This window comes from Longimicrobium sp., from assembly GCF_036388275.1.
Lineage (GTDB): Bacteria > Gemmatimonadota > Gemmatimonadetes > Longimicrobiales > Longimicrobiaceae > Longimicrobium.
The window spans coordinates 112,154-129,931 of the sequence record NZ_DASVSF010000011.1 but is presented as its reverse complement, the minus strand read 5'-3'; the positions used below and the strand labels follow the sequence as shown (position 1 = coordinate 129,931).

Sequence of the window (17,778 nt, the reverse complement as noted above, 5' to 3'; positions counted from 1 at the left end):
GACCAAACATCTGGAAGGCCCACAGTACGCGTCACGTCGGAAATCGGTGCGCTCCGCACCGTGATCTGCCACACGCCGGGCCCCGAACTGCTCGCGGTGACGCCCAGCAACCGCGCGCAGTACCTGCACGACGACATCATCCACCTCCGCCAGGCACAGTCGGAGCACGCCCAGTTCCGCGCCATTCTTGCGCGGTTCTGCGACGTGCTGCAGGTGCGCGACCTGCTGGCCGAGATCGTCGACCGGGAAGAGGTGCGCCGGTTCCTGGTCAACCAGGTGATGGAGGTGGCTCCCTCTGAGCCGCTGGGGGGCGAGCTGTACGAAATTCCGGGCGACCAGCTGATCCGCCGGTTCATCGAGGGGAAGGAGGCGCCTCGCGGGCCCATCTCGCAGCTGCTTCACAAGGTGAGCTACGAGCTGCCGCCCCTTCCCAACCTCTTCTTCACCCGCGACGCCGCCATGGTGGTGAACGACGGGGTGATCATCGGGGCGATGAGGTACGCGGTGCGGTGGACGGAAGAGCTGCTGATGAAGGCACTCTTCCTGTACCACCCGCTGCTGGGCAACGGCGGCTTCATCTACGACGGCACCGAGGAGCGCCGCAGCGACTACACCGTCGAGGGCGGCGACGTGCTGATCCTTCGCCCCGACCTGGCGATGGTGGGCCTTTCGGAGCGCAGCAGCCCGGCCGCCATTGAGGGGCTGGTGGAGGGGCTGAAGGAGAAGGCGGGGATCGATCACGTGGTGGTGGTGGTGCTGCCGGCCGAAAGCCCCGCCATCCACCTGGACATGATCTTCACCATGATCGACCGCACGCACTGCGTGGTGTATCCCCCGTACTTCTTCGGGCCGCAGCGGCTTCCCGCGCTGCACTACCGGCCGGGCGGGCAAGGGGTGACGGCGCACGACGGCATCTTCAGCGCCCTCAAGCAGGTGGGCGTGGAACTGGAGCCCGTCTGGTGCGGCGGAACCCACCCCACCCTGCAGGAGCGCGAGCAGTGGAGCAGCGGGTGCAACTTCGTCGCGGTTCGGCCCGGCATCGTCGTGGGCTACGCGCGGAACGAGGGCACCATGCGCGAGCTGCAGGACAAGGCGGGATACCGCATCGTGGACGCGACCGACTTCCTTGCCGGCAAGGCGCTGGTGCGCGAGGGCGACAAGGCCGTGATCGCCTTCGAAGGCTCCGAGCTGGTCCGCGGCGGCGGCGGCGGCCGGTGCATGACCATGCCTGTTTGCCGGGACGACATCTGGTGATCGACATCCCAATTCCGCTGGACGGCGTTCGCCTGGAGCGCGACGGTTCGCTGACGCAGCGCGCCCTGCGCGTCCTGGCCTCCGAGCCCCTTTCCAGCGCCGACGTGGCGCAGCGCGTCCTGGGGATCACCGGCGGCGCGGGCGCGGCCGCCGCGGCCGTGTTCGCCCTGCTGGGCAGCGACCCCCGCTTTCGCGTCTCCCCGCAGGGCGTGTGGTCCCTCGCCGCGTCGGAGCCCCCGGCGGCGCCCGCCCGGCGGCTGCGCGACGAGCCGTTCGTGGTGGTGGACGTGGAAACCACCGGCGGCTCGCCCAAGCAGGGCCACCGGGTGACGGAGGTGGCCGCGGTGCGCGTGGCGGGCGGGCAGATCCGCGACACCTTCTGCACGCTCGTGAACCCCGAGCGGCCGATCCCGGGAATGATCTCGTCGCTGACGGGCATCACCAACGCCATGGTGGCCGGCCAGCCGCGGTTCGCCCAGGTGGCGCCGGAGGTGTCGCGGGCGCTGGACGGGTGCGTGTTCGTGGCCCACAACGCCGCGTTCGACTGGCGCTTCATCTGCCACGAGCTGAGCATGTGCACGGGGATGACGCTCTCCGGCCGCCAGCTGTGCACCGTGCGCCTGGCGCGAAAGCTCCTTCCCCAGCTTCCTTCGCGCTCGCTGGACGGGCTGGCCCTGTTCTTCGGGCTGGAGATCGAGTCGCGCCACCGTGCGTTGGACGACGCCCTGGCCACGGCGCGCGTGCTGATCCACTTCATCGACATGCTCGACGAGCAGGGGGTGGCGGACTGGGAGGGGCTGCAGGCGGTGCTCGGCAAGCGCAAGCCTCGCGCGCCGCGGAAGAAGAAGAGGATGCCGCAGTCGATGGAGGTGGCGTGACGTCGCCGGAACGGTCGGCGGCGCTGCCGCTGGTGCAGAGCCGCAAGCTGGGCGCGTTCACCCTACACGCCATCGAGAGCGGCCTGCAGCGGCTGGATGGCGGCGCCATGTTCGGCGTGGTGCCCAAGCCGCTCTGGGAACGCCGGATTCCGGCGGACGAGCGCAACCGCATTCCGCTGGGGCTGCGCTGCCTTCTCGTCGAAACGCCCGACGAGCTGGTGCTGATCGAGACGGGGCTCGGCAACAAGGAAAACGACAAGTTCCGCGACATCTACGGCGTCGACAACGCGGCGTCGAGTCCGGCGCACCCGGACCGGCTGCACGAGGCGCTCGCGTCGCTGGGCTTCGCCGCGGACGACGTCGGCATCGTGATCGACACGCACCTGCACTTCGACCACGCGGGAGGGAACACCTTCCGCGACGGCGAGGGGCAGGTGTGTGTTTCATTTCCTCGCGCCCGCTACCACGTGCAACGCGGCGAGTGGGAGTGGGCGCACCAGGCCAACGAGCGAACCTCGGCCAGCTACCTGCCCGACAACTACGAGCCGGTGATGGCGGCGGGGCTGCTGAACCTGGTGGACGGAGATGTGCAGATCGCGCCGGGGCTATCGGTGTACCGAACGCCGGGCCACTGCCCCCACCACCAGTCGGTGCTCATCCGGTCGGAGGGGGAAACGGCGTGTTTCCTGGCCGACGTGATCCCCACCTTCGCGCACCTGCCGCTGCCCTGGATCATGGGCTACGACGTGGAGCCGCTGGTGACGCTGGAAAGCAAGCGCGCCCTGCTGTCGCGCGCGGTGGACGAGCGGTGGCTGCTGGTGTCGACCCACGACCCGTTCGTGCCGTGGGGCCATCCGGTGGCGGAGGGGAAGGGCGTTCGGCTGGAGGAGTGAAGGGAAGTGCGTGAGTGCGTGAGTGCGGAACCCAGACAGATCCATCATCAAACGCTCGAGGGACGAAATGATCGATATCGCACGTGATCCCCGTACGACCCCCGTGATCGTCAGCGCGGTGCGCACGCCCATCGGCAAGTTCCTGGGGGCGCTGTCGTCACTGTCCGCGCCCGAGCTGGGCGCCATCGCCCTGCGCGAGGCCGTTGCGCGGTCGGGGATCGATGCGCAGGACATCGCCGAAGTCATCATGGGCAACGTGGTGCAGGGCGGGGTGGGGCAGGCGCCCGCCCGCCAGGCCGCCATCAAGGCAGGCCTGCCGGACCAGGTCTCCGCGCTCACCATCAACAAGGTGTGCGGCTCGGGGCTCAAGGCGGTGATGCTGGCCGCGCAGTCCATCCGCGCCGGCGACAGCCAGGTGATCCTGGCGGGCGGGCAGGAGTCCATGAGCAACGCCCCGTTCTACGTTTACGGGATGCGGAACGGCGTGAAGTTCGGCGACCAGACGATGGTGGACGGGCTGGTGCGCGACGGGCTGTGGTGCTCGTTCTGCGAGGTGCACATGGGCGGGCACGCCGAGTACACCGCCAAGAAGGCCTCCATCTCCCGCCAGATGGCGGACGAGTTCTCGGTGCAGTCGCACCAGAAGGCCGTCGCCGCGCAGCAGGCCGGCAAGTTCAAGGAAGAGATCGTCCCGGTAGAGATCGCCGGCCGCAAGGGCACCACGACCGTCGATGCGGATGAGGGCCCGCGCGCCGACAGCTCGGTCGATTCGCTCGGCAAGCTGAAGCCGGCCTTCCGGGAGCACGCCCCCAAGGACGTCACGGACCCCGTCGTCACCGCCGGCAACGCCTCGTCCATGAACGACGGCGCGTCCGCCGTGGTGGTGGTCAGCGAGGAGTACGCGCGGGCCCACGGGCTGACCATCCTGGCCCGCATCGCCGCGTACTCGACGGGCGCGGTGGAGCCCAAGGAGCTCTTCTTCGCGCCGATCGAGGCCGTGAAGAAGCTGATGAAGAAGCAGGGGAGCCAGATCAGCGACTACGACCTGATCGAGGCCAACGAGGCGTTCGCCGTGCAGGCGCTGGCGGATGGGGCTGGCCTGGGGTGGGACTGGGACCGCGTGAACGTGAACGGCGGCGCGGTGGCGCTGGGCCACCCCATCGGCGCGTCGGGCGCGCGCGTTCTCACGACGCTGCTGCATGCCATGATCGATCGCGACGTCTCCACCGGCCTGGCCACTCTGTGCCTGGGCGGCGGCGACGCCGTAGCGCTCTCCGTCGAGCGCGTCTAATCTCCTCCCTCGCCTCCGGCCCATAGGGTGCTGGAGGCGAGGTGTCTTTCTAGCCGGGCGATCGTCGAATTCGAAGCGAGCACGACCCCACGGATCGCACGACCGCGTGCAGTCCACGAAGGTGGACTTCGTGTGGTCGTTGCCGCGAATTCATTCGCCCCAGCAGGGTCCGAACCTCGAACCACACCTGAGCCGACACGCATGACGACCAACCGCTTCACCCTGACCCAGCCGGCCGCCGCCGGGCTCGTTCCCTCCCGCACCGCGCGCCGGGTGATCGGCGTCGTGGCGCTCGCCGCGGCCACGGCCGTCGGCGCCCGCATCTCGGTGCTGATCCCGGGAACGCCGGTGCCGTTTACCTTCCAGCCGCTGTTCGTGATCCTCGCCGGCGTGCTCCTGGGCGCGCGCCTGGGCGCGGCCAGCCAGGCGCTGTACCTGGCGGCCGGCATCGCCGGGCTGCCGGTGTTCGTGGCGGGTGGCGGCGCCGCGTACCTGTTGGGCCCGACCGGCGGCTATCTGATGGCGTATCCCCTGGCCGCGTTCCTCGCCGGCATGTGGGCCGACTGCTCGGCACTGCGGACGCTGGCTGGGCTGCTGCTGGGCCTCGCCACGATCTACGCGGGCGGGCTCGCCTGGCTGTCGATCGTCGGCGACGTGAACGTGGCCGTCGCGCTGGGACTGCGTCCCTTCGTGCTGATGGACCTGGTGAAGGTGGCGATGGTGCTGGCGATCGCGCGGCGCATCGGCGGGCGGACACGCGCGCGGGTCGCCTGACCGGATGACGGAGGCGTCCGCCCCGCGCACGACGGCCGAGTTCGTCTTCCAGGGCTCGTACGGGCTGCGCGCGGGGTGGCGGCTGGTGCTGTACTCGCTGCTCTTCGTGGTCGTGACCCGCGTCCTGACCGTCGCCGTCGGCGCGGCGGGGCTGTCGCAGAGCATGCTCGCCACGACCTCCGCCGCGCTTTTGGGCGCGTTGGTTGCGGGGTGGGTGATGATTCGCGCGGTCGACCAGCGGCCCGCGGGAGCGCTCGGCTTCGCCGCCGAGCCCGCCGGGTTGAGGGATTCCGCTTTCGGAACACTGGCCGGCGGCGCCATGTTGGGCGCCGCCGTCGTTTTGCTTGCGGTGGCGGGTACGGCCCGGTGGGTTGCCGAACCGGGCACGGTGTCCGAATATGTCGCCGCCCTGGGACGGGCGCTGCTGTTCTTCTGGGTGGCGGCCGCCCTGGAAGAGGTGCTCTTCCGGGGCTATCCGTTCCAGGTGCTGGTGCAGGGAATCGGTGTCTGGCCCACGCTGCTGGTGACGTCGGCGCTGTTCACGTACGTGCACGGCCACAACCCGAACGTGACGGCCTTGGGGCTGGCGAACATCTTCCTGGCCGGGTTCATGCTTGGCGTCGCCTATCTGCGCACGCGGTCGCTGTGGTTCGCCACCGCGGTGCACATGGGATGGAACTGGGCGATGTCGGGGCTGCTGGACTTTCCCGTCAGCGGCTTTCGCCCCTTCGACGCGCCGTACTACGACGCGCACGAGACCGGCGCCGACTGGTGGACGGGGGGCGCCTTCGGTCCCGAGGCCGGCGTGGCGGCGACGTTGACGCTGGCGCTGGGCACCGTGTGGCTGACGCGGACGCGGCGGATCGGCGAGAGCGCGCGGATGCGCGAACTGCGGCCGCTGGTGGACGCGCGGATCGGCGAGGGGTGGCGGTGAGCCCCGCACGTCGTTTCTGGGGGAGCGCGGCGGCCGTCGCCATCGTGTTCCCCGCGCTCGTGCCGGTGCTGTTCCCCTTCCGCGCGCTGGGGATGGACCGGGCGCTGGAGCGGGACCACGTGTGGCTGCTGATGGTGTTCACGGCCGGCGTGATGATGGTGCTGTTCGGCGCCAGCGGGCTGATCGCCGGAAAGCGCTCAGTCGGCGTGCGGGACGTGGTGGACGCGGGCGGCGTTCGGCAGGCGCTGGACCGGGCCTCCGAGCGCGAGGAGCGCCGCGCCGCCTATACATCCAACGCGGCGGTGTGGACCATGGTCACCGGCGCCATGCTTCTCGCGGCGTACGTCGCCCTCTGGGTGGCGCTGCGCTGAATCGAATGAGAACCCCGGCGGGGGCCATCGACCCCCGTGCGAATTTGAACAGAGATAGAGCGAAATGGCGGAGATCCGGAAGGTCGCGGTGGTGGGGGCGGGAACCATGGGCAACGGCATCGTGCACGTGTTTGCCCATGGCGGCTATGACGTGACGATGATCGACGTGCGCGCCGAGGCGCTGGAAGGCGCGCTGAAGACCATCGGCGGCAACATGGACCGGCAGATCAAGAAGGGCGCCCTGTCCGAAGACGACAAGGCTGCCGCGATGGGCCGCATCCGCACCGCCACGGAGCTTTCCGCCGCCGCGGACGCGGACCTGATCGTCGAGGCCGCGACCGAGAACCGCGACCTGAAGTTCCGCATCTTCGAGGAGCTGGACACGGTCGCGGCCGAGCACGCCATCCTGGCCAGCAACACGTCGTCCATCTCCATCACCGAGATCGCCGGGCGCACGAAGCGGGCTGACCGGGTGATCGGGATGCACTTCATGAATCCCGTCCCCGTGATGAAGCTGGTGGAGATCATCCGCGGGCTGGCGACGTCGGACGAGACCACGCGCACCATCGTGGCGACGTCGGAGAAGCTGGGGAAGACCGTGGCCGAGGCGCAGGATTACCCGGGCTTCGTGTCCAACCGCATCCTGATGCCCATGATCAACGAGGCCGTCTTCTGCCTGATGGAGGGCGTGGCGGACCGCGAAGCCATCGACACGGTGATGAAGCTGGGGATGAACCACCCGATGGGGCCGCTGGCGCTGGCGGACCTGATCGGGCTGGACACCTGCCTGGCCATCATGCAGGTGCTGCACGACGGCCTGGGCGACGACAAGTACCGCCCGTGCCCCTTGCTGCGAAAGTACGTGGCCGCCGGCAAGCTGGGCCGCAAGACGGGTGAAGGCTTCTACGACTACCGTGCGTGATCTTGGCTCGTAAGTGCGGAAGTTGCGCAGAGTCGCGCGCATCGCACGACAGGTAAACACCGGGAACAGGGGCGGCATGGCGGCGGTTGACTGCGCGGAGTGCGGCGGTGAGATGGAGCCCGGATTCGTCGTCGACCGGGGCGACTACTCGGTTGCGGCTCAGCAGTACTGGGTGGGCGGAGAGCCCACGATGCAGAAGTTCCTGGGGATGACGGCCGGGCTCAAGGTGAGCGACCGGCCGCGCTACGACGTCACCACGCTGCGCTGCAGCCGCTGCGGACTGCTGCGCTCGTATGCACGTCCCGAGGACCGCTGCAACTGACGTAGATCCACCGCGCGGCCGTCCGCTGTATGGACCAGCGCACGTACGCACTCACGCACTTACGCACGCTGGGGTTGATGACCGAAGAGCAGCAGCAGATCAGGGACCTTGCGCGCGAATTCGCCGACGGCGAGCTGAGGCCGCACGCCGAGGAGTGGGACCGCGAGGCGCACTTTCCCCGCGAGGTCGTGCAGAAGCTGGGCGAGCTGGGCTTCCTGGGAATGCTGCTTCCGGAGCAGTACGAGGGGCTGGGGATGGACACGGCCACGTACCTGATCGCCCTGGAGGAGATCGCCCGGGGCGACGCCTCGGTGGCCGTGGCCATGAGCGTGCACAACTCGCTCCCCACGCAGATGATCCTGGCGCACGGCACCGACGCGCAGAAGGAGCGCTGGCTCATGCCCATGGCGCGCGGCGAGTGGCTGGGCGCGTTCTCGCTCTCCGAGCCCGATGCGGGCTCCGACGCCGCGCGGATGGCGGCGCAGGCGCGCCGCGTGGACGGTGGCTGGGTGCTGAACGGCGCCAAGGCGTGGGTCACCAACGGCGGCTTTGGCGACGTGGTGGTGGCCATGGCCCGCACCGACACGCCCGACGACCGCCGCGGGGCCAAGGGCATCGGCGCCTTCATCGTCCCGACCGACGCGGAGGGCTACATCGTCGGGAAGAAGGAAGACAAGATGGGGCAGCGCGCCTCGGAAACGGTGGGCATCGCCTTCCGCGACCTGTTCGTGGCCGACGACCAGGTGCTGGGCGACCCGTCGCTGGGGTTCATCTACGCGCTGCAGGGGCTGGACGGGGGACGGATGGGCATCGCCGCCGTGGCGACGGGGATCGCCCAGGCGGCGCTGGAGCACGCCGTACGCTACGCCGACGAGCGCAAGCAGTTCGGCACCCCCATCCGGGCCTTCCAGGGGATGCAGTTCAAGCTGGCGAACATGGCCATGCGCGTGGAAGCGGCCCGGTCGCTGGTGATGCGCGCCGCGGCTGCCAAGGACGCGGGCCGGCCCGAGGCGCGGCTGTCGTCGATGGCCAAGCTGTTCGCCTCCGAGGCCGCCATGTACGTGACCACCGAGGCCGTGCAGGTGTTCGGCGGATATGGCTACGTGAAGGAGTATCCGGTGGAGCGGCTGTTCCGCGACGCCAAGGTGACGGAGATCTACGAGGGAACGAGCGAAATTCAGCGGACGGTGATCGCTCGCGAGCTGTACCGGTAGGCCGCCGGAACCCGGCCGAACACCTGATCCGCCGCCGGGGCCCCGCCCCGCCGGCGAGGGCGCCCGCCGCCGCGCCCACCCACACGCATTACACTGGACCGAAACGGGCATGGAACTCTTTTCGCTGATGGGCGAGCACGACCACGAGCAGGTGGTGTTCTGCCAGGAGCCTTCGTGCGGCTACAAGGGGATCATCGCGATCCACAACACGGTGCTCGGCCCCGCGCTGGGTGGCACGCGGTTCTGGAACTACAACAACGACCAGGAAGCGTTCGTCGACTCCCTGCGCCTGTCGCGCGGCATGACGTACAAGGCCTCCGTGGCCGGGCTGAACCTGGGCGGCGGCAAGTCGGTGATCCTGGGCGACCCTCGCAGCACCAACCGCGAGGAGATCTTCCGCGCGCACGGCCGCTTCGTGGAGACGCTCAAGGGCCGCTACATCACGGCCGAGGACGTGGGCACGTCGGTCGACGACATGGAGTTCGTGGCCATGGAGACGGAACACGTCACCGGCCGCGCGCAGACGTCGGGTGACCCGTCTCCCGTCACCGCGTACGGCGTGTACCGCGGCATCAAGGCGGCCGCGATGGCCAAGTACGGCTCCGACAGCCTGAGCGGCAAGCGGGTGACGGTACAGGGCGTGGGGCACGTGGGCTACTACCTGTGCCAGAACCTGGCCTCCGAGGGCGCCCGCCTGGTGGTGACCGACATCGACCAGGAGCGGGTGCAGCGCATCGTGCACGAGTTCGGCGCCGAGGCGGTGGCGCCCGACGCCATCTACGGCGTCGAGGCCGACATCTACGCGCCCAGCGCGCTGGGCGCCACCGTGAACGACGACACCATCCCGCTGCTGAAGGTGGACATCGTCGCGGGCGCCGCCAACAACGTGCTGGGCGAGGCGCGCCACGGCGACGACCTGCACGCGCGCGGCATCCTGTACGCCCCCGACTACGTGATCAACGCCGGCGGGCTGATCAACGTGTACGGCGAGCTGAACGGGTGGACGGCCGAGCGCTCCATGCGCAAGGCGGGCGACATCTACACCACCCTGCTGCGCATCTTCGAGCTGTCGGCGAACGCGGGGCTGCCCACCTACGTGGCCGCCGACCGTATCGCCGAGGAGCGAATCGCCGCCGTGGGCAAGATCCAGCAGACCTGGGTCTGATCCTTCGGTCTGGACGGCGACAAAAAGGGCGGGCCGGCAGCGATGCCGGCCCGCTCTTCTATGCTCCACGATTCGTCTTTTCCCGCCAGAGACGTAGCACTCCTGCCCACCGCTGGCCCGTCCAGCGCGCTCGCATTTGTGTCTGGACTGGCACCGCCTGTGGCTGTTACCTTCCATTCTGGACGACGGTGCTTTTCCCGGTTCGACGAGGAACGATGGCCAAGCGAAAGGCTCCACCCGAACCCCTGTTCGACGAGGCGGACCTGGACCCGAATGCCCCGCGGCTCTACATCAGCCGCAACGGGGTAGGCTGGGAACTCCGGTCCGCCGAGGGCGCGCTTGTGGGCGTGCACGATTCCCAGTCGACCGCGATCGATGCCGCGCGCGAGATTTCCAAGGTTCGGTTCTCCGAGATCCTGGTCGAAGGCTCAACCGGCAGGTTCGTCTGGCAACTGGACCAGCGTCCGGAGTGGCTCGAAATTGTGGCGAGGCTTGGCCCGGGGGGATTCAGGACATGGTATCAGGATGACGAGTAGACCGCTGGTGCTCGACACAAACGTGATCTTCCGTCATGACGCGAAGGAGTTGCCTCGCCGGCAGCTTTGGTCTGCCGTCGTACTACAGGAACTTGCCGCAGGCGCACCGGACACGGCGCGAGTCCGCGAGTTGCGGTCGATCCGCCTGGACGCGGAGGAGAATGGGGCGTTGCTTACACCTGACTCGGAAGATTGGGTGGAGACTGGCAGAATTCTCAATGCGCTCCTGCGTGGCGCCCGCTCCGCCCGTCCGGGGAAGCCGGTGGGGATCGCAAAGGGCGAGCAGCAGCGGCTGGTGAGGGACGTGCTGATCGCCCGGAGCGCCAGGCGGGTGAACGCCGCGGTCGTCACCTACAACCGCGGCGACTTCGAGAAGATCCGGCGGTTCTGCGGCGTGCGCGTGGTGGAGCCCGCCGAGATCTTCTGAACGTCAGCGGCTGCCGTGGCGGAAGTTCACGAGCAGCACCTCGCCCGTCCCCTCCTCGCGGATCATCTCGCAGCTGGAATAGTTGGTATCCAGCCAGGGCGAAACGCCGTCCAGCGTGCCGTTCTCCTCGCCCGCCGCCTCGTGCGCCAGCCATCGCGCCTGCTCCTCGTCGGCGGCGCGCACCATGAACCCGAATGCGCGCTCGTCGGGCGGCTGCCACGGGTCCCGGCCTTCCACGCACCACCACATCGTGTTGATCCTGGGCGACAGTCTCCAGATCGCCATCACGTCTCCGGGCAAACGGGTCGGGGTCGTCGGTCGTTCACGGGCAGCAACCTACCGCCTGTGCCGCGCGGGCGGGAGGGCCGTATTTTTGCGCGGCGGCGGCACGGGTGGTAATCTGCCCTTCTACAACTCCCATCCGCCACCGACGTGACGATGAAGCGACCTGCCCTCTTTGTCCTGCTTCTGCTGCTGGCCGCCTGCTCGGGAGAGCGCGCCACGCCCGAAGACTTTTACGCCGTCGCCCCGCAGGTGCTGCGGTTCATGGAGCAGGACGCCCGCCAGAACCAGCCCGGGCGTGCCGCGGACGGGCCGCTGTACGTGAACGTGGAGTCGTTCCGCCATGCTTCGGACGGCGTCACGGGCGCGCCCCTGGACCTGGACAGCATCTCCGTGGTCCTGGGCGAGCCCACGCAGGCCATCCTGCAGCAGGTGCTGCTATGCGACACGGTGTCGAGCTTCGGCGGCTGCTGGGTGCGCAAGTATGGAATCTGGGTCAACTGGAACGTGGCACACGGCACGCCGAACGAGATCCGGGGGACCGTCCGGAGCACTTCGACGAAGCGCAATACGCGGCCCTCCGACTTCTGCAACCGCGTCTGGCGGCTGACCTTCCGTAAGCAGGCGGGGCGGTGGGCCCTCGCCGACCGGGAGCTGATCGCGGACTGCCGCGAAGAGGCCTGAACGAAGAACCGCCCGGGCGACGACGCCCGGGCGGTCCTGTTTTCGGCGCGGGCGCCGGCTCCGCGCGGCTGCGCCGATCAGTACGGGTGCTCCCTGACCGCGGCGGCGACCAGGCCGGCGCAGGCGTCGAAGGCGGCTCCTGTGACGCGGGCGCCATGGTCGGCTGCCCACTGGCTTACGCGCCGGCAGGCGTGCAGCAGGCGCGCCGGGTCCGCCGGCTCGCGCTGCTCCACCAGGCAGATGAAGATGCACAGCGGCGCCCACAGCCGCTCGTCCGCCCCGCTGAGGGCCAGGAGCCGCCGCCGGTCCGGTCCCGCGGCAGGGGGAAAGACGAAGGGCCGCAGCGGCTCGGGCGCGGCGGCCCACGCCCGCACGTCGCGCAGCGCGCGCCAGAGCAGCAGCCCCACTCCCGCACCCGTCTCCGCCACCATCAGGCTGCCCTCGATCAGCTCGTGCGCGGTCTGCTCCGCCCGGAGCCGCGGCTCCGCCACCGAGCCCCGACCGACAGTCGGAACCGGCTCAACCACCGACGACGGGGGCGGGCGCGGCGCGCGGACGGCCCGCGGACGTCCCGGCCCCCGTCGGGTGATCACGGGTGCGGCTGCCGCGCGAAGGCGGCCAGCTGCGCCAGCTGCTCGGCGATGCGCCGGTCGGCCGCGCGCTGCGGCGTCGCGGCGTGCTTGCGGCTGGCCTGCTCCATCCGCACCCAGTCGCGAAGCTTGGCCGCGGCCCGGGCCAGCTCCAGCAGCGCCCGCGAGTGGTCTTCGGGCGCGCCGGGACGGTTGACCAGCGACCACGCCCCGCTCCACGCCTCTTCGTACAGCCGCCGCTCGCCCGTTCCCGCCGCCGCCCGCGCCAGCACCGCCAGCGTGAGGGTGCGGTCGGCGGGCTCCGTGCGCGCCACGAGCAGCTTCTGAAGCATGGGGATGGCCCGCCCATAGCTTTCGCGGGTAACCCACAGGTACGCCAGGTCGTGAAGCAGCTCGGCCAGCCGCGGATGCCCCCGGCCGTAGGCGCGCATGGCCGACCGGGCGTAGCGCTCGGCGTCGTCCAGGTCTCCCGCGTCCAGCGCGAGCAAGAAAAGGCCGTGCAGTGCGGCCCCGCGGATCGCAAGGAGCCCGTGACGGCGGCCCGCGCGCATGGCCTGGGTAAAGTACCTGCGCGCCGCCCCCGGCACCCCGCGCCGGGTGTACAGGGTTCCCAGGTCCACGTACGCCTGCGCGTAGCTTTGCCAGTCGCGGCCTCGACGCGCAAGGCCGATGCAGCGGCGCAGCCAGGTTTCGGCGCGGGCGTGCCGCCCCCACCGCAGCGCCATGCCGCCCACGGTGCAGGCCGGTGCGGCGTCCTCGGGCGAGGCGAGGGCCCCGGCCTGCGCATAGGCCAGCGCCGTGCCGAAGGCGCCCTGCTCCAGCGCCCACTTGCCCACTTCCAGGCAGACGAGGGTAACGATTTCGGGGCTGGCGGTGCCCGGGCTGCCGACGACGGCCGCCAGGGTGGTGAGGCTCACCTCCAGCGCGGGCTCCACCCCCGAAGTGGCCAGCAGGCCCAGGCGCTTGTGGGCGGCCTCGGAGACGAACAGCCCCTCGCGCCGCTCCTCGGGGGTGGCCGACCACAGGGTTACGTCGCGAAGCGAGTTCCACAGCAGGAGCCCCAGGTCGCCCTTGAACTCCTCCAGGATCTGCGACGCTTCCAGCGTCTCGTCGGGCTCCCGCAGGATGGCGGGGGGAATGCACCAGCGCCGCGACGCGTTACGGCGCCGTCCGCGCGGTCTGGGGGTGCTGTTCTTCGATGCTCGTGCGGCCATGGTCCGGGGCTCCCAGGCGCGCCTGCCGGTCCCTGGCACGACGCTCCGACGTGGAGGGGAGGGCAAGCCTCCCTGCTCCGGTTATCGCGGGTGTTCCGGGGCGGCAGCAGCGCGCCCGCACCGCTCTTGCGACGGCGCAAACCGCCCGGTAGTGTACCCTGCGGGACCCCACTAAAATAGTGGACAGAGTAGACGAGCCAGAAGATAGAGGCCCCGGTCCGGCTCGTCAATGGCTTTCGTTCACTCCGAATACTTTTCAGGCGAAATCAGGCCAACACCGCCACCGTATCGGCTGGAACCGCTCGGCCCGGCGGCTTCCGGGAGGGCTCACTTCGTTCTCTTTCGGCGAGCCCGCGGTGATCCAAACGCTGCACCGGCCGCAGTTGCACCAACGTGCTCCGGCACTGCTTCTCACCTCCGCTCAAGTTACTCGAAATGGCTCCAAAGTGCACCCTCGCCCTGATGTCCACTTTCGCTCTCCTCCTGGCCGCGTGTGGCGGGTCGCGCGAACCCGTGTACATCGGCGTGGCGGGGCCGCTGAGCGCGGCCAACGGCGCCTCGATGAAGGCGGCGGCGGAAATGGCGGCCGCCGAGATCAACGCGAAGGGCGGCATCGGCGGCCGCCGCCCCGTGAAGCTGGTGTTCATGGACGATGGGGGCGATCCGCAGAAGGCCATCCAGGTGGCGAAGACGCTTCGTGACAGCGACAGCATCGTGGCGGTGATCGGCCACGTGGGGTCGTCGGCCAGCATCGCCGCTGCCCCCATCTACAATGCGTTGGACCACGAGGGCGACCCGGTGGTGCAGATCTCCCCCGCGTCCAGCAGCCCGGCGCTGCGCGAGGCGGGGGACTGGACGTTCCGGGTGACGCCCACCGACCTGGAGTTTTCGCCCGCCCTGGCCCAGTGGGCGGCGCAGCGGCTGGGGCGCCGGCGCGCGGCGGTGCTGTATGCCAACGACGATTACGGGCAGGGCGTGCGCACCACCTTCGAGCGCGCCTTCCAGGCCGGCGGGGGCGCGGTGGTCACGGCCGACCCGTACCTGCCCGCCGTGCTGGCCCGCGGCGACGAGCTGGATCCGTACCTGTCGCGGGCCATCCGGCGCGGCGCGGATGCGCTGGTCATCGGCGGGCAGGCCGAGGCGGGCGCCAAGATCGTGGCCGCGGCGCGGCGGCTGGGGTACACGGGCCCCATCCTGGGGTCCGACGGCCTGACGGGGCTCAAGGACGCGGGGCCGGTGGCCGAGGGGGTGTTCGTCAGCTCGGCGTTCCTCCCGGACCGCCCTGCCGCGGAGGCGCAGCGGTTCGTGACGAGCTATCGCCAGCGCACGCAGAAGCTGCCGGATCACCGTGGGGCGATGACCTACGACGTCATGTACCTGCTGAGCGCGGCCATCGAGCACGCCGGCACCGACCGCGAGGCCATCCGCGACTACGTGGCGTCCATCGGCAACGGGCGCGACGGGCACCAGGGCGTTTCGGGGCTCATCCAGTTCGACGAGATGGGCGACGTGCGCGGCAAGGAGGTTTCGGTGGGCGTCGTGCGGGGCGGGCAGCTGGTGACGGCCGGCAGGCAATAGGGGCGGGGAACAGGCAACCGGTTCTTCGGGTCCGTTGAACGAAAGAAGCCCTCTCCCACGCACCGGGAGAGGGCTTCTTCGCGTCAGGGACTCGGGCGTCCGAGGCTACTTTCCGCAGCCGCAGTCCGTCCCGCACCTCGGCGCGCCGCCTCGGCCGGACGGGACGCGGGCGGACATCAGCGTGCGGCGCCAGCGATTGCCCACGAACAGCACGGCGGCCAGCACGATCAGCGCAACGATCAGCGTCTGCATCTCACCGTTCAGCGTTCAGCCCCAGCCGAGCAGGCGCCCGCCCTGGTACACCAGCAGCGCGCTTCCGTACGCCAGGGCGAGCATCCACCCGAACTGGAAGGCGGCCCAGCGCACGCCCGTCCATCCGCCTCCCGTCTCGCGCACCACCACGGCGATGGTGCTCATGCACATCATGGCATACACGTAGAACACCATCAACCCCACCGCGACCAGCGGCGTGTAGACCAGGGCGCCGGTGGACCCGTGGCGTTCGCGGCGCAGCCTTTCCCGCAGGGACGACGATCCCTCGTCCGCCTCGCTGCCCACGCCGTAGATGGTGCCCATGGTGGAGACGAACACCTCGCGCGCCGCGAACGAGCTGACGATGCCCACGCCAATCTTCCAGTCGTACCCCAGCGGCCTCACCAGCGGTTCGATGGCGTGGCCCACGCGGCCCAGGGCGCTGTTGGCGAGCTGCGCCTCCTGCGCCTGCTGCTCAGTCATCCCCGGGGCCGGCTCGGTGCGGGGATACGTTGCCAGCGCCCAGAGGATGATGGTCAGCGACAGGATGACCGTGCCGGCCTTCTTCAGGAACAGGCTGGCGCGGTGGCCCACCGACAGCGCCAGGCTCTTCACCCGCGGAAGGCGGTAGGGCGGCAGCTCCATGATCATGGGGCGCGCCTGGCCCCGCAGCAGCGTGCGCTTGAAGAGCGACGCCACAACGAGTGCCGTCACCGTGCCCAGCAGGTACATCGCGAGCAGGGTGACGCCCTGCAGGTTGAAGATGCCTCCCACCACCACCGGCGGGATGAAAGTGCCGATCAGCAGCGCGTAGATGGGAATGCGCGCCGAGCAGCTCATCAGCGGCAGCACCATGATGGTGGCCAGCCGGTCCTTGCGGCTCTCGATCGTGCGCGTGGCCATGATCCCCGGCACCGCGCAGGCATAGCCCGACAGCAGGGGGATGAAGCTGCGACCGTGCAGCCCCACGCTCCTCATGAAGCGGTCCATGATGAACGCCGCCCGCGCCATGTATCCCGTGTCCTCGAGAATGCCGATGAAGAGGAACAGGATGACGATCTGCGGAAGGAACACGAGGACCGAGCCCACGCCGGCGATCACGCCTTCCACGAGCAGGCTGTTCAGGTCGCCTTCCGGAATCGCGCCACCCACGGCGGAGGAAAGCACGCCGAACAGCCCCTCTACCAGGCCGATCATCGGCTCGGCCCAGGTAAAGATGGACTGGAACACCAGCGCCATCAGGGCGATGAACACCAGCGGCCCACCCACCCGGTGGAGGGCGACGGCGTCGATGCGGTCGGTGATGGTCCGGCCCGACTGCCCGGCGCGGGTGACGCAGCTGTCGACGACGCCACCGATCCACCCGTAGCGCGACTCGGCTTCCAGGCTGGTGGGCATGATGCCGGCTGCTTCGACCTCGGCGCGCGCCGCGGCGACGGCGGACTCCAGCCCGGGGACGCCGGACAGGTGCTTGCCGACCTGCTGCACGGCGAGGAGGCGAAGCGCCTCCATGGACGCGGCGGAGGCGTTGAAGCCCGCGTCCACCAGCGCCTGCTCGACGGGCTTCAGCGCGGCCGCGGCCTCGGCGGGAAGCTCGAAGCGGCGCTCGGGGCGATCCAGCCCGGGCGCCTTGCGGATGGCCGACTTGAGCACGTCGAGCCCCTCGCCGCGCGTGGCGACGATGGGCACCACGGGCGCGCCCAGCTCCATCGTGAGCTCCACCGCGTCGATGCGCAGCCCGGCCGCCTCGGCCGCGTCTACCTGGTTGAGGGCGACGACGGTGGGAAGGCCCAGCTCCAGCACCTGCGACGCCAGAAACAGGTTGCGTTCCAGGTTGGCGGCGTCGAGCACGACGACGGCCACGTCGGGGCGGTCGATGCCCGGGGCGTGGCCGGTGAGCACGGCGAGCGCGATCTCCTCGTCCGGCGAGCTGGCCGAGAGGGAGTACGTGCCGGGAAGGTCGATGATGGTGACGGCGCCCTGGTCGTCGCGGTAGCGGCCCTCGACGCGTTCCACGGTGACGCCGGAATAGTTGCCCACGCGCTGCCGCATGCCGGTCAGCGCGTTGAAGAGCGTGCTCTTGCCCGTGTTGGGATTGCCGATCAGCGCCACATGCAGCACACCCCCGCCGCGCGGTGCTTCCGCGGGCGAGGGTGCGGGGGGCGCCGGAATGGCTCCGACCGCGGTCTCTTGCATC

General features: G+C 70.0%; 20 protein-coding genes. 15 read left to right on the top strand and 5 right to left on the bottom strand.

Annotated elements, in window-relative coordinates; translation table 11 throughout:
• The first annotated feature begins 60 nt into the window (after positions 1–60).
• The 13 genes from VF632_RS04480 (at position 61) to VF632_RS04420 (ending at position 10,981) form a co-directional block, all read left to right on the top strand.
• Positions 61–1,254 carry an arginine deiminase family protein gene (locus tag VF632_RS04480; protein ID WP_331021655.1) on the top strand — a complete coding sequence of 398 codons (1,194 nt, stop codon included), beginning with the start codon at positions 61–63 and terminating at the stop codon, positions 1,252–1,254.
• On the top strand, positions 1,251–2,132 hold the full coding sequence (locus tag VF632_RS04475; RefSeq protein WP_331021654.1) for a 3'-5' exonuclease: 882 nt from the start codon (positions 1,251–1,253) through the stop codon (positions 2,130–2,132). Before VF632_RS04480 ends, VF632_RS04475 begins: the two co-directional genes overlap by 4 nt.
• On the top strand, positions 2,129–3,025 hold the full coding sequence (locus tag VF632_RS04470; RefSeq protein ID WP_331021653.1) for an MBL fold metallo-hydrolase: 897 nt from the start codon (positions 2,129–2,131) through the stop codon (positions 3,023–3,025). The genes VF632_RS04475 and VF632_RS04470 overlap by 4 nt, the downstream gene beginning before the upstream one ends.
• 67 nt (positions 3,026–3,092) lie before the next feature.
• Positions 3,093–4,316 carry an acetyl-CoA C-acetyltransferase gene (locus VF632_RS04465; protein ID WP_331021652.1) on the top strand — a complete coding sequence of 408 codons (1,224 nt, stop codon included), beginning with the start codon at positions 3,093–3,095 and terminating at the stop codon, positions 4,314–4,316.
• A gap of 201 nt (positions 4,317–4,517) precedes the next feature.
• Positions 4,518–5,090, top strand: coding sequence for a biotin transporter BioY (locus VF632_RS04460; protein ID WP_331021651.1), 573 nt, complete (start codon positions 4,518–4,520; stop codon positions 5,088–5,090).
• A 4-nt stretch (positions 5,091–5,094) separates the two neighbouring features.
• Positions 5,095–6,024, top strand: a complete 930-nt coding sequence (locus tag VF632_RS04455; RefSeq protein ID WP_331021650.1) for a type II CAAX endopeptidase family protein — start codon at positions 5,095–5,097, stop codon at positions 6,022–6,024.
• Positions 6,021–6,395 (top strand): hypothetical protein, encoded by a 375-nt coding sequence (locus VF632_RS04450; protein WP_331021649.1) that lies wholly within the window; start codon positions 6,021–6,023, stop codon positions 6,393–6,395. Before VF632_RS04455 ends, VF632_RS04450 begins: the two co-directional genes overlap by 4 nt.
• Before the next feature lie 64 nt (positions 6,396–6,459).
• The gene (locus VF632_RS04445; protein WP_331021648.1) at positions 6,460–7,317 is read left to right on the top strand and encodes a 3-hydroxybutyryl-CoA dehydrogenase; all 858 of its coding nucleotides are present in this window, start codon (positions 6,460–6,462) and stop codon (positions 7,315–7,317) included.
• Between the two features lie 76 nt (positions 7,318–7,393).
• A complete protein-coding gene (locus VF632_RS04440) occupies positions 7,394–7,639 on the top strand; it encodes a hypothetical protein (RefSeq protein ID WP_331021647.1) in 246 nt (81 codons plus the stop codon).
• 77 nt (positions 7,640–7,716) lie between these two features.
• Complete coding sequence (locus VF632_RS04435; RefSeq protein ID WP_331021646.1) at positions 7,717–8,853, top strand: acyl-CoA dehydrogenase family protein; 1,137 nt, start codon at positions 7,717–7,719, stop codon at positions 8,851–8,853.
• Positions 8,854–8,962: 109 nt separating this feature from the next.
• A complete protein-coding gene (locus VF632_RS04430) occupies positions 8,963–10,018 on the top strand; it encodes a Glu/Leu/Phe/Val dehydrogenase (RefSeq protein WP_331021645.1) in 1,056 nt (351 codons plus the stop codon).
• 215 nt (positions 10,019–10,233) lie between these two features.
• Complete coding sequence (locus tag VF632_RS04425; RefSeq protein WP_331021644.1) at positions 10,234–10,554, top strand: DUF2188 domain-containing protein; 321 nt, start codon at positions 10,234–10,236, stop codon at positions 10,552–10,554.
• A gap of 196 nt (positions 10,555–10,750) precedes the next feature.
• A complete protein-coding gene (locus VF632_RS04420) occupies positions 10,751–10,981 on the top strand; it encodes a hypothetical protein (protein ID WP_331021643.1) in 231 nt (76 codons plus the stop codon).
• Between the two features lie 3 nt (positions 10,982–10,984).
• Here the strand turns inward: VF632_RS04420 and VF632_RS04415 are convergent, their stop codons facing one another.
• On the bottom strand, positions 10,985–11,266 hold the full coding sequence (locus VF632_RS04415) for a hypothetical protein (RefSeq protein ID WP_331021642.1): 282 nt from the start codon (positions 11,264–11,266) through the stop codon (positions 10,985–10,987).
• A 153-nt stretch (positions 11,267–11,419) separates the two neighbouring features.
• Between VF632_RS04415 and VF632_RS04410 the strand changes: the two genes are divergently transcribed.
• Positions 11,420–11,947, top strand: coding sequence for a hypothetical protein (locus VF632_RS04410; RefSeq protein WP_331021641.1), 528 nt, complete (start codon positions 11,420–11,422; stop codon positions 11,945–11,947).
• A 77-nt stretch (positions 11,948–12,024) separates the two neighbouring features.
• Here the strand turns inward: VF632_RS04410 and VF632_RS04405 are convergent, their stop codons facing one another.
• Together VF632_RS04405 and VF632_RS04400 are read right to left on the bottom strand one after the other, a co-directional pair.
• Positions 12,025–12,438: a hypothetical protein gene (locus tag VF632_RS04405; protein WP_331021640.1), complete on the bottom strand. Its 414-nt coding sequence runs from the start codon at positions 12,436–12,438 to the stop codon at positions 12,025–12,027.
• 98 nt (positions 12,439–12,536) lie between these two features.
• On the bottom strand, positions 12,537–13,751 hold the full coding sequence (locus VF632_RS04400; protein ID WP_331021639.1) for a hypothetical protein: 1,215 nt from the start codon (positions 13,749–13,751) through the stop codon (positions 12,537–12,539).
• Positions 13,752–14,213: 462 nt separating this feature from the next.
• Between VF632_RS04400 and VF632_RS04395 the strand changes: the two genes are divergently transcribed.
• Complete coding sequence (locus tag VF632_RS04395; protein ID WP_331021638.1) at positions 14,214–15,329, top strand: ABC transporter substrate-binding protein; 1,116 nt, start codon at positions 14,214–14,216, stop codon at positions 15,327–15,329.
• A 105-nt stretch (positions 15,330–15,434) separates the two neighbouring features.
• Here the strand turns inward: VF632_RS04395 and VF632_RS04390 are convergent, their stop codons facing one another.
• Entirely contained in the window at positions 15,435–15,581 is a 147-nt protein-coding gene (locus VF632_RS04390) for a hypothetical protein (RefSeq protein ID WP_331021637.1), read from the bottom strand.
• Positions 15,582–15,596: 15 nt separating this feature from the next.
• Positions 15,597–17,777, bottom strand: coding sequence for a ferrous iron transport protein B (gene feoB, locus VF632_RS04385; protein WP_331021636.1), 2,181 nt, complete (start codon positions 17,775–17,777; stop codon positions 15,597–15,599).
• Position 17,778 lies beyond the last annotated feature (1 nt).